Origin of the sequence: Anaerostipes faecis, assembly GCF_910574135.1 — a bacterium.
GTDB classification, from domain to species: domain Bacteria; phylum Bacillota; class Clostridia; order Lachnospirales; family Lachnospiraceae; genus Anaerostipes; species Anaerostipes hominis.
Window position 1 is genome coordinate 135,965 of record NZ_CAJSYK010000002.1, and the last position, 26,086, is coordinate 162,050.

Here is a 26,086-nt window from a genome sequence, read left to right on the forward strand (position 1 = left end):
AGCTGAAAAAAACAAAAAGACCCCTTAATAAATGCGCGAATCTCAGCTTACATCTATCAAAAAGGTCTTGCCTGCATTACCAGTCACAATCCAATATTCAATGTCTAAATCTTATCAAAAACCCGTCCAAATGTCAACTGAAACCACAACAAATTCCTATTGGATGCCGGCTTCCAGGATCAGCCGTTTTACATAGATGATCAGGTACATTTTTTCATCTACGGACAGGGTATAGCCGTAATGTCCTTCAATATGCTCGACAATTTTCTGGCTGCATATATAAGCCTCCGGATATTTCTTCTGATTTCTCTCATAAAACTCCACATCATCCTCTTCATCTTCCACAGAATGTGACTCTCCGGATTTGATGCTGTTTTCCAGATATTCCAGATGCGTAATAAATCTTTGATAGGCAGGCAGCTCTGTCTTGAAACTGATCTCATAAAATTCCTGGATAATAGCGAGCACTTCCTGGATAAATGGACTTTTTTCCCGCTGATCCAGTGTAAAAATCTTCTCGATCTTTGTCTTGTCGAGTTCATCCCCTGCCTTTTTCCGGAATCCTATGCCCTTTCCCATGAGAATAACCTCATGGTTGTTCGTATCAAAGGTACTGACCACATTATTGTTAATCACTTTCTGTATAATCATACGTCCTCCTACACCATTCCTAATATTTCTTTTGGTATATAAGCCTCCACGTAAATGCCGTCATCCCGGTATTCCTCTTTTATAAGCTGTCCGTGGTTTCTGATGGCCTGGATCTTTCCCGCCTCGTCATAACCGTATTTTTTCTCTAAATAAATTTTCTGTCTGCTCAGGACGTCTTCGATCACATTTAAGAGATCCCCGGTTCCTGTACCCTCTTTGGCGGAAATCTTTACAGTTTCATCCGCATGGACATCCTTCAAAAGAATGCCTTTATCTGCCTGGTCTATCTTATTAAATGCCGTGATCACAGGCGTATCCTTGATGCCGAGCTGATTTAATGTCTCATAGACAGCCTCCATCTGCTGCTCCATACATGGATTGGAGCAGTCAACCACGTGAAGGATCACATCACTGTACTTAGCCTCTTCCAGTGTACTCTTAAATGCATCTACCAGATGATGCGGAAGCTTTCTGATAAATCCAACCGTATCCGTCATAAGGATGGTCTGCCCGCTGTTTAACACAACACTTTTTGTGGTGGGATCCAGTGTGGCAAACAGCTGGTCCTCTTCCAGGACTCCGGCATCCGTAAAGTAATTTAACAGCGTGGATTTCCCGGCATTGGTATAACCGACAATACAGACCACAGGTGTATGGTTTCTCTGCCGCTGCTTTCTCTGGACTTCCCTGTGTTTGATCACCCCGGAAAGTTCAGCTTTTAAATGGGATATCCGTGTGCGGATCAGACGCCTGTCCATCTCAAGCTTCTTTTCCCCCGGCCCTCTCGTGCCGATACCGCCGCCTAGCCTTGAAAGGCTTACTCCCTTTCCGGTCAGCTTTGTGGCGCGGTATCTGAGCTGGGCCAGTTCCACCTGGATCTTTCCCTCTTTTGTCCTGGCACGCTTAGCGAAAATGTCCAGGATCACCAGTGTCCGGTCCATCACCTTGATATCCAATATCTGTGAGAGATTTGCAAGCTGTGCCGGTGAGAGCTCATCGTCACACACAATACCGTCTGCCTCTGTCTCAAATAAAAGATCCCGGATCTCCTCTATCTTACCTTTTCCCACATAAGTACCGGGGTGGACCTGTTCTCTGGCCTGGAGAATGCTTCCTTCCACTAAAGCTCCTGCGGTCCTTGTAAGTTCTTCTAACTCTTCTAGGGATTCCTCGGCTTCCCTGGGTTCTCCCAGACACACACCCACCAGGATCACTCTTTCTTTTTTCTGCTCCAGTATTTCTTCCATTCTGTTCCTTTCCTGCCGCTTTGCTTCTAACACTCAAATTTTAAATATTTTTCACAGCCATCGTCAATGCTTTTTCCTTTGGAGTCATTTCCTGTTCCCCTTTTTCATACAGCGTCTGCTTCTTTTTCTTTTCTTCCTGCTCTGTTTTATATTTTGAGATATCCATGCCAATATACTCAGAAGCGGTCCCATGGCTCCATTCCATTCCGGATCCTTCCGCCGACACGGCATCAATCACTTTTTTGTCCTTGTCTGCAGCAAGGATCACTATGTATTCTTTGTTAAAAATGGTTCCCTTACACAACCCAAACCCAATCTGATAATCTTTTCCATAAGTCTCCCTGAAATCTGCGTACAGTTTTCTCACCTCATCTGACTGCTGCTTGATCATATAAGAATATCCGATAAATGCCAGAATTCCCACGACTATAATGATTCCTATCACTATTTCCATAATCATATATTGCCTCCCCTTTTTTATTCCTCTAAATGTAATCATCTCCAAATTCCTAATATACTGAGTGTAAATAACAACTATTCTGTTTTTACCTGTGCACTTAAATATCATTCTAATCTTACTTTTGTTTATGATTATAGAATAGAGGGTTAAAAATAACAACATCTAATCTTTTAAAATAGATATATCATTCAAATTTATAACTACATAGTTAGGCAATATTCACAATCACTTTAATTTTTTTTGTTTGTAGATTTCTTTCATTTCAATTATTACAAAAATTGAAAGTATAATTATAAACATTTACCATGTCTTAAGCCTAATAGATCGATTACTTATTACATATATTAATATTCCATAAATTAATTTAATTAAATTTATTTTGTAATAACTTACAAATTTATTCTAATCTATTGCAATATTTCCCCATATCTCATATAATAATAAAAAGACTGAATTATCCATTTAGTTGTTTTTTAAATTTTTAACTATTATTCGTTTAGATTGAAGTGAGATGACAATGGTTTCACTTTAATAGATAAGGAGGTATCTCTATGAAAAAATTATATTTATTTATTATTCCTATTATTTCTTATATATTGGCATATATAATTACAGGTTTAGAAGATCAAATTCCATTATATTCTGAATCTGTTATTAAAATATATATTCTAAAGTATATTTTTATTATTTTGCTGGGTTTATTTATCTGCTTTTTTTCCAAACGTTTGCCATTTATTTTAAAGCACAATATGACAATTATATTATGTTTGCTTAGCATCTTCCTTCCTATCATTCTTTGGATTTACCTTATAAGAACTAATTTTGTCGGCAATTTTGATAATTATTTTTTAGTTTTCTTCCTTTATTTAGGGGGATATCTAAATACTATTATTTCTCACTTCACCAAGAAAGGAGATGCTTTATGAAAAAATATTTGATGTAAATAACAATATAATCTTTAATACAATAGGGATGCTACAAATATAGTTTATAAGGGAATCATAAATAAAACCGACATATTTATGATTCCCTCATTTTTATATATGAAAATAGATTGATAAACTAAACAATTACTAAAGGTGCCACATTTAAACATGCGGCACCTATTTAAAAATAAATGCTATTCAAATATATTTTTGTTCTTATCCTCTGGTCTTTCCGCCGGCTACATTGATGGTCACACCGTGTACATAAGAAGATCTTTTGCTTGCCAGATATACACACATGTCTGCCACTTCGGAGAGCTTTCCGGATCTTCCGAGCGGTGTTGTTGACGTCTTGCTGTAGCCCGCTCTTAAGTCATCCACTGTGATCCCTCTTGTGTACGCCAGCGCTGATTCATACGCCAGTGTCCTTAATCCCGTCGCTTCCATGATGCCTGGTGCCACGCCTACTACGCGCACTCCCTGTTTCCCTAATTCTTTTGCCCAGCTCCTCGTCAGGGAATTCACTGCGTTCTTTGTCGCCGCGTACACGCTCTGTCCCTCGGACCCTTCCAGTCCGCTCTCTGAAGACATGTTGATGATGACTCCCTCTCCCTTTTCCACAAGAAGTCTTCCGACCGCCTGTGCACAGAAGAACACTCCCTTTAAATTGACGCTGCATACTTTATCCCATACTGCTTCGTCCAGTTCATACTGTCCTTTCGGCTCTTTCGGGTCTACCAGGAGTCTCGGGATATTGATCCCCGCGTTGTTTACCAGTACATCCACGGTTCCGAATGTATCCACCACTTCTTTTGCCATGGCATCCACATCTTTTGCACTGGTCACGTCTGTCTTCACGTAATGGAACCTGCCGGCTGCAGTGTCAAACTCCGGCGCTTCCGGCGCCATGTCGGAAACAACCACATTGCATCCCACGTTTAAAAATTCCTGGGCAACTGCTTTCCCGATTCCGGATGCTCCGCCGGTTACGATGACTGTTTTGCCGTTAAGGCCCAACCATGATTCGTTCATAAAAAAATCCTCCAATTAAAAGCTTATTTTTCGTACTACATTCTGTTTGCTCTGATGCCGTAAAAATACATCTTATGATAAAAAGTTTTTTATCACTCATTGGAGGAGGGATTTTAAAATGAAACGAAAACCGTGATAAAAAACTTAAATCTTATCTTCCGCCACTGACTGCTCATGTTCTGTCAAGTTTTTGAAAGAGTCCCATTTTGTTGAGAACAGCAGCAGGAAAAGGCTGTCAATCACCGCCATGGCAGCCATTCTTGTAAAACTGACCTGGTCGTGGAATACCTGTTCCCTTGTTGCGGTCACCAGCGTATAGTCACTTGCCTCCGCAAGGGGTGACTTTGCCTGGTTGGTAATAGCCACCACTTTCACTCCGTTTTCTTTGGCAATATTAGCCATATTGAGCAGATGTCTGGAAGCTCCGGAGGCGGAAACAGCGATCATGACATCACCTTTTCTCATGGTCCTTGCATAAGCTTCCTGAGTCTCCCAAATGGTAGAGCCGACTGCAGGGATTCCGAGCTGATTGAACTTATAAGACCCGTCCAGCGCGATCGGGATCGTATTTCCCATGGCCGTGAACTCCACTACATTGGCGTTCAGTATCAGATCTATGATCTCCCTGAGCATCTTTCCGTCAATGCTGCTCAGAGTCTCTTTCAGTTCTTCCATCTTGCTGGCCATGATATTCATCAGTGACTGCTCGATATTGTCGATGCTGATCTCGTTAGAAAACTCATGGTTATCCTGTTCCCGCATCTCCTTCGCCATCTTGATCTTCAGATGATGATAGCCGTTGCAGCCGATCTTCTTGCAAAAACGGACAATTGTCGCCTGGCTGGCCTCACATGCACCCGCCAGCTCCGAAACTGACATCTCAATCGCCTTTTCCTGATGGTTCATCAGATAATCCGCAACCTTCTTCTCGGCATCAAACAAGCTGTCATATGCGGAAAATATCTGATTCCTTACCGTTGCTTCCTTTGCCATAAAACTCTCCCTTTCAAATCTTTGGAGCGTTTTCTAAAAAGTATGCTTCTGCTTCTGCGCTCCATAAGTGACCATGTTTTTCAAGAATCGGACCGAGTCCTTCTTTTAATTTATTGTCACTTATTTCGCTGAGCTTGTCAACTTCGGTCAGCGGAAACTTCCTGTGCGTATAGACGACCTTTTTCCCTCCCCCAAGGTTCGGAAGCCGCTTCGTCGTTTCAGCCACCTGGTCGAGTCCAAGCACATGGGTTGCGATCTTTGCCACATTTACAGTCTTATTTTCGATCAGCTCGACAGACTGCTTCATATCATCCGTATTCCCTCCGCTTGTACCGATGAAATGTGTGGAATTATAATGTACATTGTAAAAATTCACAGGAGCCGTAAATCCGGTATCGGCAGGTCCGGAGAAGAAATTCAGACATCCGTCGAAGGCCAGAAGCTTTTCTCCCTGGGTTACCATCTGCTCATTCGGTGCAAAGACAAAGACATCGTCAAAACCCCGTCCGTCTTCTGTTAATTCCCGCAAAGGTCCGCTGAAGTCTTCCATCTGTCCCGTATTGACGTAGACAAGTTTTATTCCCTGTTTTTCCGCCTCTTCTTCTGTATACAGCTTCCTCGCAAGATCCAGTTTAGACTCAGTCCTGCCGGTAACCGCTAACAATTTCGGTCTCTTCGGGCCGTGCAGCGCAAAGTCAATGGCCAGGAATCCCATGGGACCGGTAGCCCCTAAGATCGCCATATTTCCATTTTCTTTGACCCCCATGACATGTTCATAGCTGTACATTTTCTTGTGGTGGTACTGTGCGTTGAAAGCCCCCACCACACAGGACAGCGGTTCCACCAGGGAGCCTTCAAAGAAGGACTCCCCGTTGTATTTCAAAAGAGAACCGTTTTCCATGATCTGATTCATCAGTACGATCTTTGTTGCGTCTCCGCCTGCATAAGGATAGGAATAGCCCGGCGCGTATCCGTTTTTTGTCCCGATGTTCGGCTGGATCACAAACTTATCTCCTGCCTGATACCGGTCTTTCCACTTTTCTCCTACTTCAAGGATTACCCCGCAGAACTCGTGTCCCAGAATGATCGGATGCTCCTTGATATCTTCCGGCACCTTTTTATGTTTTTCGCCCTGTATCGCTGCCTTATAGCTGGACATGCACAGGCTGTCTGTCACAACCTCAGCAAGAATCTCATCCTCTTTGATCGGAGGAAGTTCAAATTCTTCCTGTCTTATATCTTCCTGTCCATACAGTCTTACTGCTTTTGTCTTCATTCTTCACTCCTCCCAGAGAATCTTTATGCTCCTAAAATGCCCAATCCATAGCCGATGATACCGACTGCAAATAAGATAAAGATGATCAGAATCGGGCTGATATTCTTCTTTAACAGACGGCATACAACTAAAGTCAAAACAAGTCCTAACAGTCCCGGCATAAGCTGGTCTAAAATATTCTGGACCGTTGTGACCGTTGTCTTTCCGTTTGCAGTGACTTTAGACACTACCAACGGCACATTAATCGTGGTCCACTTTGAAACTAAAGCACCCATGACGAACAGTCCTAAGATGGAAGCACATTCTGTAACTTTCTGGAGCATGTTTCCTGCCAGATTCTTTACAAGATCCAGTCCCTTTTTGTAACCGAACTCCAATCCAAAGTATAAAGCGGCCAGACGGACAGCGTTAAAAAGTACAAAGAATAATACAGGTCCTAAAATATTTCCAGTCAATGCCATAGATGCACCGATCGCTGCTGTGATCGGACGAAGGGTTCCCCAGAAGATCGGATCGCCGACTCCGCACAGAGGTCCCATCAGACCGATTTTGATGCTTCCGATCGTTCCCTCGTCGATGTCTGCACCATTTGCCTTTGTCTCTTCCAGGGCCGCGGTTACTCCGAGTACCGGTCCGACACAGCCCGGTGTTACATTAAAGAAGGTCATGTGGCGCTTTAATGCTTCTGACTGTTCCTTTTTTGTGTGATAAAGCCGTTTGATGGCCGGCACCATGTCGAATGCAAATCCGAGAGCATGAATACGCTCAAAGTTGAAGGATGCCTGCTGGAAATTACTCCTTAAAAACATGCTGACACGGTCTTTTTTTGTCAATGTATTTTCTGTGTTCTTGATTTCTTCACTCATATCCTGTTTCCTCCCTTTTCCTAATCTAATTCGTCGTCTAAGTCGTCATCTAAATCTGCATCCATGGATGCCCCTCCTGCCGGAGCAGCGGCTGCCGGCACAGCTTTCGGCATATTGAATTTTGGATTTAGCTGTATGTAAATAAGCCCGAATACGATACCCATGATTCCAAAAGCAACTAAGTTGAAGTCTGTGAATGCCGCAATGACGAATCCAAGGAAGAAAAACGGCATAAGATATTTTGCTCCCATCATGTTCAGCACCATTGCATAACCAACGACTACGATGAATCCTCCGGCTACGGAAAGTCCTGTTGTGATCACGTCAGGGATCATGTTCAGCATACTCTGAACCCCTGTCGGGCTGACAACCATAGATACTAAAAGACATGGAACCGCAACACGAAGTGCCTGGACTGCAAGAGCAGTGATATGGCAGATGTCAATCATCTTAAAGTTTGCATCCTCCGCATATTTATCTGCCGCATGCTGGAAGAAGATTGTGACGGTTCTTGCCAGCACAGTCAGCACCTGTCCTGCAACTGCAACCGGAAGGGCGATGGCAATTCCTGCAGATACAGACTGATTTCCTACGATAACGAGAATGGTAGAAATAACACTGGCAAGTGCAGAGTCCGGAGACTGTGCTGCTCCGATATTCATCCATCCGAGAGCGATCATCTCAAGAGTACCCCCAAGCATAACTCCGGTCTTCACATCACCGAGAATGATTCCCACCAATGTACATGCAATCAGTGGCCTGTGTGTCTGAAAAGAATCCAGCACACTTCCCATTCCTACGATACAAGATACGATAAACAGCAATACAATTTGAATTCCTGATAATCCCATAATAGTTCCTCCCTTTTCATTCCTCTATCAGATTTTAGTCATTAAGTCGATTCTGTTGTCTGTAGCTACCGGACGAATTTCCAGTTCTACGCCTCTCTCATGCATCTTGCGGAAAGCATCCTTATCGCTTTCATCCACAGAAACAGCTTTTGTAATCTGTTCTTTCCCTGTTTTGAAAGCCATTCCTCCGATGTTGACACTCGTGATCGGAACCCCGCCTTCGATCATCCTTAGCACATCCTGCGGACATGTAAATAATAAAAACACAGTATCATTTTCATATTTAGGATTGTTGTAAACACGGATTGCTTTGGCGATATCAACTACGCTGACTTTGATTCCCGGAGGTCCCACCTGTAAAAGCAGGGTCTTTCTGATATCATCCTTTGCCACCTCATCACTGCACACGATGATTCTTTCCGCATTTGCCTCTTTTGCCCAGACAGTTGCGACCTGTCCGTGGATCAGTCTGTCGTCGATTCTGCATAAATTAATCTTCATTATAATTCATCCTCCTCTTCTTCCTCTTTTTGTTGTTTTAATAAACTTCTGCATGATTTTATGTAAGTGTCTTTTCCAAGTTTGTCATACACTTCCCATGGACGGATCTCTTTGCATGTCTCTCTGATGCCAACCACATCAAGGAGCATCGGAAGGCTCAGTCCGGAAATCACATCTGTGTTTTCAGTCTGTGCTGTGATCTGAAATGCCGCATTATACGGGCTTCCTCCGAACAGATCCACCAAAAACAGTACATCTTCTCCCTCTGTCATACATTCCTCGTACTTTTGTTTCAGATCGTCGACATTTTCACCAGGAACGAAGGTAACAGCTTCAGCATTTTCAATTCCGCCGAAAACCATATTCGCTGAATTGACCACTTCCTGTGCCAGTTGCCCGTGGGCAGCGATGATCAGTTTCATACATATCCTCCTTTAGAGTAACTTAGTTTTGCTTCATCACTTTTTGTGAAACTTTATTTTATGTTTATATTTTAACGATAAAATTTTATTTTGTCAATACTTTTATTCAAGAAACAAAACTTTATTTCACACAAATTTTATCCATGGAATTTGTCGTTTTTGCACAAAAAAAGAGCTCCGTTTACGGAACTCCATTTTTACACTGCTTTGAAGATCATCTATCTGGTCTCCAGAAATGTAGCCTCTTTTTTTCCTTTTTCATCGTCCGGATAGGCTTTTACATATTCTTTTGCATAATGGTATGCTGTTTTAAAATCAAATTTAGCTTCATAAAGGCTGATCCTTGCAAACATCAGCTCTTTTTTCTTGGTGGTAAGATTCTGTTTCAAAGCTTCACTTACAACAGAAAGTCCTTCATCGTACTTCTTCTGCTTTGCAAGAATACTATACTTGGCATAATAACTTTCTCCTTCTGAGGGGAGAGAACGTATCCCTTCACTGCAGACCTCCAGTGCCTGTTCTTCGTGTCCTAATCCCACGTAACAAAGTGCTTTCCATTCATAAGCCCTGCCCTGCGGCTTTTTCTCTATGATCCGGTCATAAATGCGAATGGCATCTTTATAACGCTTCAGCCGGCAGAGAGCTTCCGCCTGATAAAACATCACATCATTTTTCTGGTTTGTCCACAAAAGAGTCTTTTTACTGCCTGCTTTTTCAAATGCTTCATACGCTTTCTGGTATTCACCCTTGGAGAGCAGCTCAATTCCGTCATTTGCCGTAAGTTTCTGAGTCACATACTCATATCCGAGAAATCCCGCACCGCCGACGACAATAACCAGGACCGCGATCAGGACTGCTTTTAATTTCTTATCCATGTCATATTCTCCTTTTCACTTCAAGTCATTTAGATTTTAACACAACACGTCCGAAAATTCATGAGTTTTTTACCACTATTTCCGTCACGCTTTAAAATGCGCTCCTCCAATAGTGATAAAAAACGATCGTTGAATGGCTTCTTTTGTTCGATGGATACTTCTGGAGAGGCTTTCATGAAAGTCAGAAAATCTTACATCTCTGAGACAGCAATCCGGAAAACTGGCCAAAATGTCATCTTTTATTGCCGTCTGCTTACAGCATTCTGTATATCTTCAGTTTTTTTCTTCTTATAGCTGTATTTCCGGTATAAAAGGACTGCTGCCAGAGCCGCTGCCGCCTCTGCTGCCGGAAAAGAAGCCCAAATTCCATTGACCCCCATGCGAGAAACCAGAAATAAAGAAAGAAACGGAATGATGAAAAACTGTCTCAATGTAGACACGGCCAGAGATGCACTCCCTTTTCCCAGCGCCTCAAAGACACCGGAATACACTACTCCCACAGCAGAAAACAGGAAACCAATGCTGATGATCCTAAATGCCATGATTCCCATCTTAAAAAGCGTACCCCCTGCGTGGAACAATCCCATGATCTGCACAGGAAAAACAACAAATAAGACGGTTCCTGCGGCCATAATCCCACCGGTGACAAGAAGACTGTCCCGAATCGTCTCTTTCACTCTGTCATCTCTTCCTGCCCCGTAATTAAAACTGATGATAGGCCTCATTCCCTGGATCAGACCGTTGGACGGCATATAGATAAATGTCTGTACTTTAAAATAAATGCCGAGTACTGCAATTCCCACTTCTGAAATTCCGGCCAGTATCCCATTCAGGATCGAGATCAATATAGACGGCAGAGACATGGTGATGGCGGACGGAACTGCTACCATATAAATTTTTTTCAGCAATTCTCTGTCAAATGCAAATCCTCCAAACCGGATATGGATGGTATGTTCTCTCCGAAACAGCAGAAAAACAGCGAGCAGACAGGCGCTCCACTGTCCGATCACCGTAGCGATGGCTGCACCGGCCACTCCCATTTTGGGAAAGATGCCCCATCCAAAGATGAACAGGGGATCTAAGATAATATTGATCAGTGCACCCATGCCCTGGAGGAACATCGGCACCTTCATGTTTCCCATGGCCTGAAAAATCTTTTCGATCGATATGTGAACAAGGGAACCGGCAGACAGCAGCACCACAATATATGTATACTGGCTGCTAAGAGCCAGAACTTCCGGGTCCTTTGTAAACATTCCAAGATATGCACGGATTCCCAGGAGGCCGGCAGCGATAAAAATCAATGCATGAAGACCGGCCAGCACCAGTCCGTGGGCAGCTGCCTGATCTGCTTTTTTGGTATCCCCTGTTCCGTGACTCATGGCAATACAGGCATTTATGCCCACTCCCAGTCCTACACCGACGGATAAGATCAGATTCTGCAGCGGATAGGCCAATGAGATGGCTGTAATGGCATTCACCCCAAGCCTGGCCGCAAACATACTGTCTACGATATTATAAAGCGACTGGATCAGCATTGAGATCATAGGAGGCACGGCCATAGAAATCAGCAGAGGAAATACCTTTTTCGTACCCATTGGGTTTGCAATAGTATCCATAATTTCTCCTTTCCATGTAAAAAAGCTATATATTTTTCTGTTTGTGATCAGAAACAGAAAAATATATAGCTTTTTTACAGCAGGGACAGAATAGCATATAGTAAAAGAAGCTGTCAAGCATGAAACAAAAAAAACAAATGAAAATCCTTCTCCGACTTTTTATCTGTGCCTGTACATTCATGGGAAATTATACCCGGAACAGCTTTATCTTTTGTATGTGCTGCTATTTTAATTTTACTGCTCCGGGTATAATGCTCCACTTAGGAATTATATTACATTTGGATTGATTGAACAAGAACTAAGAGAAATAAATTTAGTATCCCTTAAATGAAAAAGTAACTTCCACTTTTTTATAACGGTTGACGCTCTTGCTATATCCGCTACTGTTTCCCCTGAAACAGGAATAATCACTTCATTTCCTTTACTAAAAATGGCACCATTTTTACCTCTGAAAAATGATATCTTATTATATTTCTACCCCTAGTATTTTAAGCTGCTCTGCAATTTCCCTTTCCAACTGCTCAATTTCTTTATTATCTTCCTCTATTTGCTTGATTACCTCCTGCAAATCAATAGGTTCTTCTTCCTCAAAGGTATCTACATACCTTGGAATATTTAGATTGTACTCATTTTCCTTTATTTCTTCATTAGATGCAACATGGGCATACTTATCGACATCTTTACGTGCCCGGTATGTTTCTAAAATTTTATTTATATTTTCATCACTGATGTAGTTTTGATTTTTCCCTTTTTCAAACTCTTTGCTGGCGTCAATAAACAATACATCCTTCTTTTTCCTGTTTTTCTTTAACACCAATATAATTGTCGGGATACTTGTCCCATAAAACAGGTTAGGAGGCAATCCAATTACAGTATCCAAGTCTTTTTGAATGTACTCTTTTAAAATGTTCGTTGCCCACACCCTGAATCTAGTTGCCTTAATTGAATTCACACGATAACCCACCGATATAATCGCATCTAAATTATAGTATTTTACATTCTTTGTCTGCGTTTTCCCCTGCAGAGCTCCATGTTGAGTGGTATTTTCCAAAATGGAAACAACCACTTTTTCATCCAGTTCACCCGATTCAAAAATGTTTTTCAAATGTTTACTGATTGCTGGCACGCCCACATCAAATAGTCCTGCAATTGCTTTTTGTGTTGCCCAGATTGTTTCATCCTTAACTATGACTTCTATTTTTGCATCTGCCTCATACATTAAAAACTCAATTTCATTCATATTGTTTTCCTTTATCTTAGTTCTCTACTAATCTGTCTGCAAGATCATAGATAGCTTCCCTTAATTTGTTGCGGTATTTTATTCTGGAAAGTGACTGTATCTCTTTATCATGGGATAAAACGGCATAATCTCTGCTTCCTTTTGCAATAATATCCCGAATTCTGCCGGTATCATCTAAATCTTGTATCCCATATTTATGGCGGGCGAAGAATGTACGCATTTCAGCGCTTGTGACAACATCGATAATTCCCCACTTGATTCTAAATTCCTGTAATAACCGATCCAGACTTATGTCGTTTGCCTCCTGAATGATCTGTTCACTTCCCGCATTCAGTTTGGCCGGATACTTAAAATCCGGATCTGTTGGATACAATCCTTTTGCGATCGCTTCTGCAGCATTGATAATTTTCCCCGCATATCTTCTATCTTCCAGTCCATTCGCAAACTGGTAAATCTTTTCTTTTGTTTCACAGGCTCCTTGTTCATCTCTTTCATGAACCTGATTCAGAAGTTTCTCCACAAGCTCTGTCAAGTAATCATAGTCAACCTTTATGTCTTTTACATGTGTCATCTTCAACTCAATTTGGTGAATTGATATTTTCTTCTCTTTTGCCAGTTGCTGTTTTAGTTCATTACTCAGAACGGTAGTAAGCATAATCTCTTCTTCCGGCTCCATTCCCAGCGACTTCAGCAGTTGATCCGGCTGTTCATAATCAAAGCCTTCCTCTTTCCCATCCACTACTTCCGGGGCATACTGTTTTAATTTTGCCATACCGCTGTTATACTGTCGTAACAGCTGCAGCATTTCTTCTTTCTTCTTTTCACTTGGCGGCACCCTTTCAAATTGATTTGTAATAGCTCTAAGCTCCTGTACCACCTTTTTCACTTCTTCATGGGTTGTCTGGAAAGAATGGGCAATAATTCCGTCTTCTTCATTTTGCTGCTTTCGTTCTTCTTCAGAAATATTTGCCGAATCCTTATTTGCATAAACTGCAAGTGCCTTGTTCATAAGCGTTTCATTTAATGACGGCCAACGGTAGTTTACAATATTTCCCCACGGTTTATTCTGCATGTCCGCAATCCGATTCGTTCTGGAATAGGCTTGTATCAAACCTGCTCCTCTCAAAATTCTGTCCACATATAATGTATTCAGTTCCGGTGCATTAAAGCCTGTCAACAATTGATCCACTACAATAACAAGATCAAGATAATTTTTATCTTTTGTGGTCTTATTTAACCGGCTTGTTACATCCTCTATATATCCTGACACATCGTCCATGCCAAATAATGTCCCAAACTCTTCATTATATACCTTCATGGCTTCATGAAGACCCTGGTTACTCTCTAACTGACTGTCATTATTTGTGGTATTAAGGCTATATGTAATCGCCACCTTTAATGTCGGTTTCCCTTGTTTTTTATTCTTATTATTCACTCTTTGAAATTCACGAAAATACATCATGGCCATTGGTGTACTGGCTTTGCCGCCTCCTACATGGGTGGTTAATATTGCATTATATTTTCCCTCGCCGGAACGGTTTTTCCAGTTTTTGAATATATCTTCGACCACTAATTTTATGTGCTCTATATTTTCATCATAGAAGCTGGGCTCTATCGCATCATCTATATCCTCTTCCGTTAGATTTAGAATTTTATTTCTGATCTGTTTCTCGCTCCACTTAGGGTATCGTTGGCGATAAAATTCAGGAAGATATTCTTCCTTCATTTTCTCTTCATCAATTGTTGTCTCGAAGTCTACTTTAAAGCCCAGTACATTTCTATCCGCAATGGCTTCCCGAATGGTATATGCGTGAAGCAGCGGACCAAAAATACTCTCTGTATTCATACCTATAGCGTTTTCATCAAACATAGGCGTCCCTGTATATCCTATCCATGCGGACTGCTTAAAAGCTTACGGCTGACCAGAGTCCCCAGCTTTTGAACAGACGTTACTATAATATTATTATCTTTACTTTTTAATTTGCGGCTTAAGTCATTGGTGTTATTTGTATCCCGGACACTTCCCAATCGTGTCTCATCGCCGATTTCACCGTCTGGGTCATATGCCTTATAATCCTCACTCGTCTGCCTTGTAAGAGCAATTCGATCTACAACAAAAACGACTTTGTCCACATTCGGCATACGGCTTGCCAGCCAGGCAGTCTTAAAGCTTGTAATTGTCTTGCCAGATCCTGTTGTATGCCATATATACCCAATCTTGTTATTTCCCGCTTCAAAATCTGTCCGTTTAATCCCTTCCACTACTTTTTGAGTGGCATATACCTGATAAGGACGCATAACCTTTAACGTTTCCTTATTCTTCGTTCCGTCCAGAATCATATAATTGGTTGCCATCTGATGTGCCATAGGAATACTAAGCACATTGTCCGCAAACTCTTTCCAGCTGCGGACAATGGTATTGTCTTCCCGTCTCTGCCAATGAAATGCAAAGTCTTTATTGAACTTATCCGCCGTAGTATTTGCCATGTATTTCACGTTATTCGGAGTAATGGCAACCAATATCTGTACTGTAGAATAGATATCCCGGTATTGATTCTCGGCCACATACTGTTCCATCTGATTTAAGGCCTCATCCACATCCCGGTGGTCGTTTTTTTCCTCAATTTGAATAATGGGCAGTCCGTTAATCAGCAATGTCGTATCAAATATCCTATCCTTTTTTCCTGCTATAACTGCCGGACGTTTTATTTGATTCACCACTTGGTATATGGTATCGCCTGCTCCAATTTGCTTTTGATCAAATACGGTCAGGAACACGTGTCTGCCATCATCCAAATCAATTTCTATTTGAGAAACGCCATTTAAACCATATAAAAACTGCCCGGCTTTATATGGTGTATGCAGATTACTTATAATCTTTTTAACCTGGTTAAACTCTACAACACTTAATGGATGCTCTAACGTTTTTTGGTTATGCTGTTCCAGAATTTGCTTGAAGTTCTCCCAAAGTGCGTCTGTTGTTTTTATTTCCGGCTTGTATTCCCAAAATTTTGTTTTTACAATATAACTTGGTGTTTCCCACATAACAGAAGCTTTTGCAACATCTGTATCTGTTTCACCTGAAAGATATTGAATTAATTCTGATTCAAACTGAGCTTCTTTCATCCTCTAGTACCCCCTCTAATTTGTTCAGTAAAACTGTCATCTTGTAATCTGCCACCCGTTTTCTCAAAGCCTGCACCCGTAACTGTTTGAAATAAACTTCTCCGATTATTTGCTGCTCATGTAACGACGGCAAAGATGGAAGTTCAATTTCTTTTAACTGGGCTAATGTATATTTTAAAACGGTCGTCCCTTGTAAGCCTAATTGAAATTGTTTTCTAATGGCTCTATTTTCATTTAGCAAATAGATCAAATATTTAGGAGCGATATTTTTATCGGGTTTTATTCTAACATAATTCTGTGTATACAAGTAACCTTGATGGTCTTTTCCAACTATGCTTGCTGTACCTGATATTAAACTGAATATGATATCCTGCGGGAATACTATAGATACTTCGTCTCTGGTTCTAATCTTTTTCGGTTCCCCTGATAATAAATTTATCCCTACCAAGTCATCTGTCAAATCATTTCCTTTACTGTCCCGTTTTATTCCTGTCATTCCCCTTCCCCCCGACTTTTTACAAACAAACTCTATATCGGCAGACTGTCCCTCACACACAGTTTCCCATACCCCACCTGCGAATTCGGATACTCACTAAATCCAGGAAGTTCCCTTGCTCCCTTCTGCAGATATGCTTTGATCTTCTCTCCGTATAAAAAGGGATCATTCCCTCTCACAATCCCCCACTCCATCAAAAGAGCCGCGCTGCCCGTCACAAACGGCGTTGCCATGGAAGTTCCACTCATTCTTGTATTCCCGCCGCCGGGACTTGCCCCCAGAATTCCCACTCCCGGTGCCGTGACATCCGGTTTTTCCATGCAGATATTCAGGTCTCCCCTTCCGGAAAAAGATGCATAAGAATTATAAAATACATCGTAGGCTCCCACAGATATAACACTTCTTGCCGTAGAAGGAATCGTCAGAGTCAGATCCAGGCTGGGTTCTAAAAATCTGGTTCCCTCATTGGTCCCGGCGGATACAGGCAGCCACATGTAATAGTCCCCCCTGACGATCCTTCCCGGTTCCATCACAATGGTCCACTGACCGCTCTCGATTTCGCCGCCCTGCGGTACAAAGGCAAAATAGATTTCCTGAAGCCTGTTATACGGAGTCGGAGAGCCATAATAGACATAGACCGTTGTCGTCCCAAACCGGTAGTCAGTCCTTCCCTCCTGGTCCTGAATCTCCCTTCGCTCTCCTGAGGGACTTTGAAGCCACAATCTGAATTCATCCACATAGTTTTTCCACAGCTGCAGGTTCAGGCTCTGTTCGTAAGGCGCCACTGCAAAGATCACATCTTCCGGCTGCCTTAAACATCCCTGTCTGTGCCTGCCTGATGCTCCCTCGTTGCCTGTTCCGATGCAGACGGCAGTCTGCCACTGACCGGCCATCTGGCTGATATATGTTTCAAGCAGAGTATTTCCCCTGTGGTCTCCGTAATTATTCCCATAACTTAAATTTACGCTGACCGGCTTTCCCTTTGTCTCAGCGTAACGGATCACATACTCCAGAGCCGTCATCAGCTGTGTCGTTCTGGGAAAGCCCTGTTCCGTCGCATTTCCAAGCTTCACCACGATTAGAGAGGCTCTGTCTGCAACTCCCTGTCTTCCCGCACAGATGGAAGCCACATGGGTCCCGTGCCCGTTAGTATCTCTGCTTAGTACAATATCCCTGCCCTCTGCCGCCGGTGCCTTCAGCGCGCGGTTAATATCCTCCCTTGTGTATACACTTCCCTCATAGAAGCCTTCCGGCGGATGTCCCGGAATCGTCTGATCCCACAAAGTTTCAATCACCGTATTCCCCTGGTCATCGATGAAATCCGAATGAAAAATATCAATGCCCGTGTCGATCACGGCCACATAAGTTCCATCGCCGTGGAGACCCTTTTGTCCATCCCTTACCGACAGGATGCAGGAGGCCGCAATCCCAGCCTGATCGCTCAGCAGAAGGTTCTTAGGCTTTTCCATATAAATAACCTGAGGAAGATTTGAAAAAGTATCGATAGATTCCTCAGGCAGATAAACTATGGCATATTCATTGCTCAAGGCTTCCAGTCTTCCCCCTTCCGGAACCGGAATTTGACTAATATCACCGATATACCTGATAATCAATTCCCACAGATTCTGCTGCCTGTCATAACCCACATCCAAGTCTCTGCTCTTCTCCCGTTCTTCAGGAGTCAGACTCAGAGAAAGGTTCAGCTGATTTTCTATTTTTTCGTCCATATCAATCCCCGCAATTTCCCTGTTATTTGAATCTATGAACCCGGCCTCCTCACTCATTTATAGTTTTTATCTATGAATAGCTGGAATTTCACCACAGCGTCTCCCTCCCAAAAGAAGTTTCAACCTTTTATTTACTTTTTAAATAAAACAGCTTTCCTTTTTCAGGTAAAGTAAAGATGTAAAAACGAAGTACAGGAGGATACAATATTAAATGAAAAAACAAATATTTGCTGTGCTGGCTGCCGCAGTGCTGGGAACTGCGGCCCTGTCCGGATGCAGTTCCGAAGACAAAAATACTTCCGGGAAAAAAACTGCCACACTGACCATTCCCGCAGCCGCCAGTCTTACGGATGTGACAAAGGACATCGCCGAGAAATATAAAGAAAAGGAACCCAATGTAGAACTCCGCTTTTCCTATGGGAGTTCCGGCGCACTTCAGACACAAATTGAAGAGGGCGCGGACGCAGATGTTTTTATGTCGGCTGCCCAAAAACAGATGGATGCTCTCTCAAAAAAGAACCTGATCAATAAAAAATCCCGGGCAGATCTGCTGGAAAACAAGCTTGTACTGATCGTCCCAAAAGGCAGCGAGACATCCGTTAAAACCTTTGAAGACCTGGCAGATTCAAGCGTAAAAAAAGTGGCACTGGGTGAGCCAAAAGCAGTCCCGGTCGGACAATATTCAGAAGGAGTCTTTCAAAAACTTGGCATTTTGGATAAAATAAAGAAGAAGACAAACTATGGAAGCGATGTCCGCCAGGTTCTCACATGGGTAGAAAGCGGCGAAGTGGACTGCGGAGTCGTCTATATGACGGATGCGAAAATATCGAAGAAGATCAAAGTAGTCTGTGAGGCTCCGAAGAAAGCCGCCGACCCTGTGATCTATCCGGTGGCCGTGTTAAAAGACAGCAGACATCAGAAAGAGGCCCAGAAGTTTGTAGATTACTTAAAAACCGATGAAATACTGAAGCTGTTCGAGTCTTACGGCTTCCAAAGGATAAAATAATGTTCGATCTGTCACCACTGTGGATTTCTCTAAAAGTAGCCCTTCCAGCTACCATATTTACCTTTGTACTGGGTATCTGTGCTGCCCGGACCGTTGTAAAGCTGAAACACGGACAGGCTGTCATCGACGGCCTGTTTACTCTGCCTTTAGTCCTGCCCCCAACAGTCGTAGGTTTTTTCCTGCTGCTGGCTTTCGGAAAAAACAGCCTGGTAGGGCAGTTCTTTTCTCAGTTTGGGTTTTCCTTTATATTTTCCTGGCAGGGTGCGGTCGTCGCCTCAACTGCAGTTTCATTTCCGCTGATGTACCGCACGGTCCGCGGCGCCTTTGAACAGATCGATCAGGAATATCTGTATGCAGCCAGGACCCTGGGAATGACAGAGGGAAAAATATTCCGAAAGATCATCATCCCCCTGGCATGGCCGGGCATCCTTGCAGGAACAATTCTTTCCTTTGCAAGGGCTCTCGGCGAATTCGGAGCCACCATCATGATCGCAGGCAATATCCCCGGAAAAACCCAGACCATGTCCGTAGCCGTATACACGGCAGTGCAGGCAGGCGACCGTGAGAGTGCCTATCTCTGGGTCATGATCATCGTCTGTTTTTCCTTTGTGATGATGCTCGCCATGAACTTCTGTACATCTTTCCAGGTGCGCTTTGCACGGCGGAAAGGGGCAGCAAAATGAGTCTTTATGTAGATATTGAAAAACATCTGCCTGGGTTTCATCTTAGGACTTCTTTTGAAGCAGGCAATGAAATACTTTCTATTCTGGGGGCTTCGGGCTGTGGAAAAAGCCTGACTCTGAAATGCATTGCCGGAATCGAGACACCGGACCGGGGACGGATCGTTCTGGACGGCAGAGTTTTATTTGACTCCCAAAAGCGTATCAATCTGCCCGTGAGGGACCGGAAGATAGGATATCTGTTTCAAACTTATGCCTTATTTCCCCACATGACGGTGCGTGAAAATATTGCCTGTGGGCTGACTTCCAGGGACAGGTCTTTTGTGGGCTCATGGGTTGAAAAGTTCTATTTATCCGGCCTCGAAGACCATTATCCCTCCCAGCTTTCCGGCGGCCAGCAGCAGCGCACGGCCCTGGCAAGGATGCTGGCATCCAGGCCTTCTCTGATCATGCTGGACGAACCTTTTTCGGCTTTGGATGATTATCTGAAATGGCAGCTGGAGCAGGAACTGATGCACATCATACGGGACTTTCCCGGAACCGCCCTGTTCGTCTCGCACAACAGAGACGAAGTCTACCGGATGTCCGACCGGATCGCCGTCATGGGAAATGGCCGCCTAAAGACCGTACAGCGCAAAAAAGAATTGTTTCAGAATCCGGAATCTCTGGAAGCCGCGCTTCTTACAGGATGCAAAAATATTTCTCATGCAGAGTATATCGATGACCACACATTTTTTGCGTCCGACTGGAACATTGTCCTGACATCTTCCGTCTCTGTTCCAAAAGACATCAAATACGCCGGTTTCCGGGCCCATTACTTTTCCATTGCACCGGATGCATCTCTGCCCAACACGATAGAATGTACGGTTACGGACATCATTGAAGATACCTTCTCCATGATCCTTCTGTTTCGGGAAAAGCAGAATAAAAAGTCCGGAGACTGGACGGGACTGCGCTTTGAACTACCTAAAACTCTCTGGAACGACCAGATAAAAAAGGATACGATCTTTCTCAGGTTTCCGAAAGACAAATTTCTTTTTATGAAATAAACAAAAGTGGATTTTACACGGCTTTTATCCTTTGTAAAATCCACTTTTTAATTTTCCAGCTGATCCAATGTATCGATATCCCTCAGTTCCTGTCCTCCGGCCTCAAATATAAACACATCTTCAGGATGGCTTCTTACGACCTGCTTGCCTCCCCGGTCTCCCTGTATGGAGAGAAGTTCCTTCACGTAACAGCTGTGAAACACACACGGGTTTTTCGGAATTCCATCTTCCGAGAGACAGCCGATTCCTTTTCCCGCCCGCCAAAAAGCAGACAGGAATTCCCTGACCGTCTCCTTTTTCAGTTCCGGCTGGTCGGCCGTAAAGAAAAGATAGTATGCATCCTCCCGTGGATGAAGATTGGCTTTCAGCCCGATCTGAACAGAGGACGATATCCCCTGTTCACTGTGTCGGTTCATCAGACAGAGCACACCGCTCTCTTTTGCATCCAGGTAAATTTCTTCATAGCGGGTCACCACAGTCACGTCTGCGTCTTTCAATTCCCGGGCCAGCGAAAGCATCACATCCAGTGTGTGCCTGTACATAGGTTTACCGCCGATCTCATATAAAAGCTTATTGGACCCAAAGCGGCGGCCAAACCCTGCGGCCAGCAGGATCATATGAATCTTCATCTCTATATCCTTTCAAAAAGGAGCCGGACATGCCCGCCGCAGATCATCCCAAGGTCAGAGGCATCTTTTGCCGAGAGGTCATATTCCTTTACCTGTACGTCAGATACGTGTTTGGCGTCTCTGCATGCGGTAAACTCTACACTGCCTCCCCCGATGCTTCCATAAGATATTCCCCCTTCTCCCAGGAACATCTTGCTGCCTGTTCCTCTCGGGGAAGATCCACTCTTTGAAAGTATCGTCAGCATGACTCCGTGTTCTCCTCCAAGGACCGCATTTGCCACATCCATATCCGCAAAGCCGGTATAGCGGCGGTTCTTTTCTTTCACGATCTCTGCCATGATACTCACGGCGATCTCCTCCGGCAGCTGTCCACCAAGGGGCAGACCGATCGGTGAGTGCATAGACTCTACCTTCTCGCCGGATAACCCTTCTTCTAACAGGGCATCTTTTGTAATCTTTACTTTCGTGCGGCTGCCGATCATGCCGAAATATGCATGGGGATGAGATAAGACCTTTCTTGCGCAGGCCCGGTCTCCCTGATGTCCCCTGGTCACCGCCACATAAAATGTATTCTCATATCTGAACAGTTCATCCGGCAGACAGTCAAAATCACAGCAGAGCAGCCGGTCTGCCCACGGAAACCTGTCTTTCGTGACAAACTCTTCTCTGTCATCCACCACCGTTATGTCAAATCCAAGAATCTTTCCGATCTGGCAGACCGGCTGTGACACATGGCCTCCTCCTAAAATAACGAGCCTGGGGGCTTTTTGAAAGAGCTCCACAAAAATCTCACGTTTCCCAATCGAAACAGTCTCTGTCTGCTCCACCCTCCTGAGTTCAGGAAGAAATTCCTTCCAGAAATGCTCTCCATGCATCTCCTCCTGAGTGTAAATACATTTTTCTCCTGCCATCGGGCCGGAGACAATGGTGGCACTCAAAACTTTTCCCCTCTCTCCGAGCATTTCAAACAACAATTCATATGCAGACAAACAGACACCTCCTAATAAGCCAGTACTTCATATCCCGTCTCTGTCACGAGCACCTGGATCTCCCACTGGGCGGACGGACGGCCGTCTGCCGTGTAGACGCTCCAGTTATCTCCTCCATCAGTGTAGACTTCATCGGTTCCCATGTTGACCATGGGTTCAATGGTGAATACCATGCCCGGGACCAAAAGCATCTCCGTGCCCTTTTTCGTGACGTAGCTGACAAACGGCTCCTCGTGAAACTCCAGCCCGACACCGTGTCCGCCGATCTCCCGCACGACCGAATATCCATTCTTGACTGCGTGATCGTGGACCGCCTGGCCCATGTCTCCCATGAAGCCCCACGGTTTCACCTGTGCAAGCCCAAGTTCCACACACTCTTTCGTCACATCCACAAGCTTCTTCTTTTCATCACTTACATTTCCGATGCAGAACATCCTTGATGAATCCGAAAAATATCCATGATAGATCGTTGACACATCCACATTGATGATATCTCCGTCCTTCAGCACAATATCCTCAGAAGGGATGCCATGGCACACCTGCTCATTGATGGAAGTGCATACGCTTTTCGGGAAACCTTCATATCCCAAAGGGGCCGGGATACCCCCAAGTTCCGCAGTCTTATCGTGAACCAGCCGGTCGATCTCCTCTGTGGTCATTCCTTCCCTGATATGTTCTGCTACATAGTCGAGGACTGCGGTATTGATCTTTCCGCTTTCCCGGATTCCTTCGATCTGTTCCCTGTTTTTGAGAATAAATCTCGGCGGCACAATATGTCCCTGCCGCGCGAATGCCTCTATTTTTTCGTCCGAAGCCATATGGCAGGCTTTATATTTCTTATTGCTGCCGCACCAGCAGGCATCATTTCTTCCCAATTTTCCTAACATGTCAGTTCCTCTTTTCTAAAATTTGTTTTCTGTCCCCTATTATATCACTGGAGTCCTGCCGTGTTAAGAAAATATCTTCTGTCAAAGCGGCAGATCTCTTTTTTGAAACCGGTATTTCCCCAATTCAAAAAACAGAATCCCAATCATCAGCAGAATCCCTGACATGACAATTGCCCGGCTTTCTCCTCTTAAAAGAGCATCTCCATCAAATAAAGTAAAAATTGTGGCATATTTGAGATTTTCCAGCTTATCCCCCATATTTGAGAGCATCTGTACAAGATAAAAACCAAGAAATACCCCGACTCCAATACCTGTGGACCTGCGAGTATCATTGCAGATACAGGACATAAAAAAGAAAAATCCGCTGATACATATATGAAGACAGAGCAGACCCGCATTTAAACTGAGAAATTCTGCGATTCCCAAGTCCCCCGGAAACATCATCTCAGAGCAGACAATGCCCAGCACCGTGATATATAAGATCATCAGGCACACGCTGGCTGTCAGGAAGAACCCCTGTGTTCGGACGACTTTTCTCCTGGAATGAGGCGCGGAGAGGATGGATGCCATAGAACCCCTGTCCACATATCCGGCCACCAGCTTATTGGCAGTAAACAGCTCATATATCATAGGCAGCACAAACATAAAAAAGCCGTATAAATAGGTTTTTAAAAAGCTCTGAAGAGTCGTCCCGGGATTTGTCATCCCTGCGGCTGACATGAGCCCCGGCATCGCCTTTTCAAACTCCGCCAGCATTTTCCCGAGATCGGGTTCAAACATGGAGACCATGACGCTGATATACATGGAGGCCACGGCTGCGATGATCAGAAACACTTTGTAATTGGATTTTATTTCCCGTTTCAAGAGCGGCATAACAAATATATTATTCATGAGAATCACCTCCGTAAAAATGCAGGAACAAGTCTTCCAGGGTCTGCTTCTGTTCCGTCAGGTTTAAGACCCGGTATTTTCCTAAACATCTGATGAACTCCGAGAGTTCTCCCCTGACACCGACCGTGACCCGGTTCTCCCCGGTCTGCCTCACCCCGTTCATCTCCCTGGAAAATGCCTCTGCCTCCGCTTTCGAACCCAGGGTGACCGTAAAGACCTTCTGCTTGCTCTTTCCAAGTGTTCCCATGTCTTCCACGGCGACAAGCCTTCCTTCTCTGATGATCGCCGTGCGGTCACAGGTCCTCTCCACCTCCTCGAACATATGGGAGGACATGAGAACCGTCGCTCCCCTCTTCTTTTCCTCCAGGATCAGTTCCACAAACTGATTCTGCATCAGAGGGTCCAGCCCGCTCGTAGGTTCATCCAATATGTAGAGATCCGGAGAATCCATGAATGCACATACAATGCCGATCTTCTGTTTCATTCCCTTGGACATTTTTTTGATCCTGCCTCCCGGGTCCAGAGAAAACATATCCATGAGCTCCTGCATCCTGCCCTTATTCTTCATGCCTTTCAGGTCCGCGGCGAACTTCAGAAACTGCTTTCCCGTCATATCATCCATAAATGCGATCTCTCCCGGCAGATAACCGAGGGATCTGTGAATATCCTTTGCCTTATGAAAACAGTCCATTCCGTTGATCGTACAGGTTCCGTGATTCGGGGTGGAAAAACCAAGGAGATGACGGATCGTCGTAGTCTTTCCGGCTCCGTTGGGACCGAGGAATCCCATCACTTCTCCCTTTTTCACGGAAAATGTGACATCAAAGATACCCCTCTGATTTCCATAATCCTTTGTCAGGTGTTTCATTTCAATCGTATTCATAGATACTCCTTTCGGTAGACGCTTTTCTTTATCCAGTCCATCCAGCGCTCATAGTCTTCGCACACCCGGTCAAGATCAAAATCTTTTCTGCACACCGCCTCTCTCAAATATCCGTCTCCCAAATAGTAGAGCAGCATAAACACGTCCCAGGGGTCCACATCTTCCTTAAATTTCGAAAAATCCACCTCCGGAAACCACCGCGGAAACATCTCCTCTAAAAAGGTTTTGTTTCTATCTGAAAGTTCCTGCCTCACCGCCTCATTTTCTTCATATCTGGCCTTCAGAAGGAACCCGTGGATATATGGGTTATCCTTCAGCAGAGTGGATTTCACCCGTATCGAAAGTTCAAACAGTTTAAAAAAGTCATGTTCTTCTTTGAAATCCATATCCTCCAGCTGCCTCACGATCAGGCCAATCAGATAATCATAGACATAAAGATACAATGATTTTTTATTCTTAAAGTAGAAGAACAGCAGTCCCTTTGATATGCCGGCCAGTTCTGCCATCCTGTCTGTGGAGGCATGCTTATATTCTTTCTCCGCAAATACCCGGATCGCCGCATAAATGATCTTTCTTTGTTTTTCTTCGGGAAGTTTCAAAAACTTTTCGTTCAAAACAGCCTCCTTCCATTGTCTGTTCCGGTTCATGAGTTAGTTTGATTATATGCCATTGACTCAAAAAAACAACCCCCTGTATTATCCAGAAACAAAGATAAGGCCAAAGCTGTAAAGCTCATTTTTTTGGAATATTGTAAAACCATATCC

The 26,086-nt window shown here is 43.9% G+C and carries 27 protein-coding genes; 4 read left to right on the forward strand and 23 right to left on the reverse strand.

What is annotated here, in order from left to right; all coding sequences use genetic code 11:
• Nucleotides 1-156: 156 nt before the first annotated feature.
• Genes QGT46_RS02410 through QGT46_RS02420 form a run of 3 tightly spaced genes read right to left on the reverse strand, consistent with a single transcriptional unit; the run spans nt 157 to nt 2,358 of the window.
• Nucleotides 157-651, reverse strand: a complete 495-nt coding sequence (locus QGT46_RS02410; protein WP_024726943.1) for a CAT RNA binding domain-containing protein — start codon at nt 649-651, stop codon at nt 157-159.
• Nucleotides 652-659: 8 nt separating this feature from the next.
• A complete protein-coding gene (gene hflX, locus QGT46_RS02415) occupies nt 660-1,898 on the reverse strand; it encodes a GTPase HflX (RefSeq protein ID WP_148458955.1) in 1,239 nt (412 codons plus the stop codon).
• Nucleotides 1,899-1,938: 40 nt separating this feature from the next.
• Nucleotides 1,939-2,358 (reverse strand): transcriptional regulator GutM, encoded by a 420-nt coding sequence (locus QGT46_RS02420; protein WP_148458954.1) that lies wholly within the window; start codon nt 2,356-2,358, stop codon nt 1,939-1,941.
• 551 nt (nt 2,359-2,909) lie between these two features.
• Here QGT46_RS02420 and QGT46_RS02425 point away from each other — a divergent pair.
• Nucleotides 2,910-3,284, forward strand: coding sequence for a DPCD protein (locus QGT46_RS02425; protein WP_148458953.1), 375 nt, complete (start codon nt 2,910-2,912; stop codon nt 3,282-3,284).
• Between the two features lie 216 nt (nt 3,285-3,500).
• Here QGT46_RS02425 and QGT46_RS02430 read toward each other — a convergent pair whose 3' ends face one another.
• The 14 genes from QGT46_RS02430 to QGT46_RS02490 form a co-directional block, all read right to left on the reverse strand.
• The gene (locus QGT46_RS02430) at nt 3,501-4,316 is read right to left on the reverse strand and encodes an SDR family oxidoreductase (protein ID WP_148459976.1); all 816 of its coding nucleotides are present in this window, start codon (nt 4,314-4,316) and stop codon (nt 3,501-3,503) included.
• Nucleotides 4,317-4,460: 144 nt separating this feature from the next.
• The gene (locus QGT46_RS02435; RefSeq protein WP_024726937.1) at nt 4,461-5,309 is read right to left on the reverse strand and encodes a MurR/RpiR family transcriptional regulator; all 849 of its coding nucleotides are present in this window, start codon (nt 5,307-5,309) and stop codon (nt 4,461-4,463) included.
• 13 nt (nt 5,310-5,322) lie between these two features.
• Nucleotides 5,323-6,585, reverse strand: a complete 1,263-nt coding sequence (locus tag QGT46_RS02440) for a zinc-binding dehydrogenase (RefSeq protein WP_148459975.1) — start codon at nt 6,583-6,585, stop codon at nt 5,323-5,325.
• 23 nt (nt 6,586-6,608) lie between these two features.
• Nucleotides 6,609-7,451, reverse strand: a complete 843-nt coding sequence (locus tag QGT46_RS02445) for a PTS system mannose/fructose/sorbose family transporter subunit IID (RefSeq protein ID WP_024726935.1) — start codon at nt 7,449-7,451, stop codon at nt 6,609-6,611.
• 20 nt (nt 7,452-7,471) lie between these two features.
• Nucleotides 7,472-8,302, reverse strand: coding sequence for a PTS mannose/fructose/sorbose transporter subunit IIC (locus tag QGT46_RS02450; protein WP_148459974.1), 831 nt, complete (start codon nt 8,300-8,302; stop codon nt 7,472-7,474).
• 27 nt (nt 8,303-8,329) lie between these two features.
• Nucleotides 8,330-8,803 carry a mannose/fructose/sorbose PTS transporter subunit IIB gene (locus tag QGT46_RS02455; protein WP_024726933.1) on the reverse strand — a complete coding sequence of 158 codons (474 nt, stop codon included), beginning with the start codon at nt 8,801-8,803 and terminating at the stop codon, nt 8,330-8,332.
• Nucleotides 8,803-9,225 carry a PTS sugar transporter subunit IIA gene (locus QGT46_RS02460; RefSeq protein WP_148459973.1) on the reverse strand — a complete coding sequence of 141 codons (423 nt, stop codon included), beginning with the start codon at nt 9,223-9,225 and terminating at the stop codon, nt 8,803-8,805. Before QGT46_RS02460 ends, QGT46_RS02455 begins: the two co-directional genes overlap by 1 nt.
• 218 nt (nt 9,226-9,443) lie before the next feature.
• Entirely contained in the window at nt 9,444-10,100 is a 657-nt protein-coding gene (locus QGT46_RS02465; RefSeq protein ID WP_024726929.1) for a tetratricopeptide repeat protein, read from the reverse strand.
• A 239-nt stretch (nt 10,101-10,339) separates the two neighbouring features.
• Nucleotides 10,340-11,719, reverse strand: coding sequence for an MATE family efflux transporter (locus tag QGT46_RS02470; protein WP_148459971.1), 1,380 nt, complete (start codon nt 11,717-11,719; stop codon nt 10,340-10,342).
• Nucleotides 11,720-12,185: 466 nt separating this feature from the next.
• Complete coding sequence (rhuM, locus tag QGT46_RS02475; protein ID WP_148459970.1) at nt 12,186-12,959, reverse strand: RhuM family protein; 774 nt, start codon at nt 12,957-12,959, stop codon at nt 12,186-12,188.
• A 16-nt stretch (nt 12,960-12,975) separates the two neighbouring features.
• The gene (locus QGT46_RS16825; RefSeq protein WP_330655706.1) at nt 12,976-14,829 is read right to left on the reverse strand and encodes a type I restriction endonuclease subunit R, EcoR124 family; all 1,854 of its coding nucleotides are present in this window, start codon (nt 14,827-14,829) and stop codon (nt 12,976-12,978) included.
• Between the two features lie 17 nt (nt 14,830-14,846).
• Nucleotides 14,847-16,085 carry a DEAD/DEAH box helicase family protein gene (locus QGT46_RS16830; RefSeq protein ID WP_330655707.1) on the reverse strand — a complete coding sequence of 413 codons (1,239 nt, stop codon included), beginning with the start codon at nt 16,083-16,085 and terminating at the stop codon, nt 14,847-14,849.
• On the reverse strand, nt 16,066-16,581 hold the full coding sequence (locus tag QGT46_RS02485) for a restriction endonuclease subunit S (RefSeq protein ID WP_148459969.1): 516 nt from the start codon (nt 16,579-16,581) through the stop codon (nt 16,066-16,068). Before QGT46_RS02485 ends, QGT46_RS16830 begins: the two co-directional genes overlap by 20 nt.
• 32 nt (nt 16,582-16,613) lie before the next feature.
• On the reverse strand, nt 16,614-18,365 hold the full coding sequence (locus QGT46_RS02490) for a S8 family peptidase (protein ID WP_148459968.1): 1,752 nt from the start codon (nt 18,363-18,365) through the stop codon (nt 16,614-16,616).
• Nucleotides 18,366-18,519: 154 nt separating this feature from the next.
• On the opposite strand from QGT46_RS02490, the gene modA reads away from it, so the two are divergent.
• From modA to QGT46_RS02505, 3 genes are read left to right on the forward strand one after another with little or no spacing between them, the layout of a single operon-like run.
• Nucleotides 18,520-19,314 carry a molybdate ABC transporter substrate-binding protein gene (gene modA / locus QGT46_RS02495; RefSeq protein WP_148459967.1) on the forward strand — a complete coding sequence of 265 codons (795 nt, stop codon included), beginning with the start codon at nt 18,520-18,522 and terminating at the stop codon, nt 19,312-19,314.
• Complete coding sequence (modB, locus tag QGT46_RS02500) at nt 19,314-19,997, forward strand: molybdate ABC transporter permease subunit (RefSeq protein WP_148459966.1); 684 nt, start codon at nt 19,314-19,316, stop codon at nt 19,995-19,997. Before modA ends, modB begins: the two co-directional genes overlap by 1 nt.
• The gene (locus QGT46_RS02505) at nt 19,994-21,043 is read left to right on the forward strand and encodes a sulfate/molybdate ABC transporter ATP-binding protein (protein WP_148459965.1); all 1,050 of its coding nucleotides are present in this window, start codon (nt 19,994-19,996) and stop codon (nt 21,041-21,043) included. Before modB ends, QGT46_RS02505 begins: the two co-directional genes overlap by 4 nt.
• Nucleotides 21,044-21,090: 47 nt before the next feature.
• Here QGT46_RS02505 and QGT46_RS02510 read toward each other — a convergent pair whose 3' ends face one another.
• The 6 genes from QGT46_RS02510 to QGT46_RS02535 form a co-directional block, all read right to left on the reverse strand.
• On the reverse strand, nt 21,091-21,672 hold the full coding sequence (locus QGT46_RS02510) for a nucleotidyltransferase family protein (RefSeq protein ID WP_148459964.1): 582 nt from the start codon (nt 21,670-21,672) through the stop codon (nt 21,091-21,093).
• Nucleotides 21,673-21,674: 2 nt separating this feature from the next.
• Complete coding sequence (locus tag QGT46_RS02515) at nt 21,675-22,661, reverse strand: XdhC family protein (protein WP_301589427.1); 987 nt, start codon at nt 22,659-22,661, stop codon at nt 21,675-21,677.
• Nucleotides 22,662-22,672: 11 nt separating this feature from the next.
• Complete coding sequence (locus QGT46_RS02520; RefSeq protein WP_148459963.1) at nt 22,673-23,548, reverse strand: methionyl aminopeptidase; 876 nt, start codon at nt 23,546-23,548, stop codon at nt 22,673-22,675.
• A gap of 81 nt (nt 23,549-23,629) precedes the next feature.
• A complete protein-coding gene (locus QGT46_RS02525; protein WP_148459962.1) occupies nt 23,630-24,439 on the reverse strand; it encodes an ABC transporter permease subunit in 810 nt (269 codons plus the stop codon).
• Complete coding sequence (locus QGT46_RS02530) at nt 24,432-25,322, reverse strand: ABC transporter ATP-binding protein (RefSeq protein ID WP_148459961.1); 891 nt, start codon at nt 25,320-25,322, stop codon at nt 24,432-24,434. The genes QGT46_RS02525 and QGT46_RS02530 overlap by 8 nt, the downstream gene beginning before the upstream one ends.
• Nucleotides 25,319-25,936, reverse strand: a complete 618-nt coding sequence (locus tag QGT46_RS02535; protein ID WP_024726913.1) for a TetR/AcrR family transcriptional regulator — start codon at nt 25,934-25,936, stop codon at nt 25,319-25,321. The genes QGT46_RS02530 and QGT46_RS02535 overlap by 4 nt, the downstream gene beginning before the upstream one ends.
• Between the last annotated feature and the right edge of the window lie 150 nt (nt 25,937-26,086).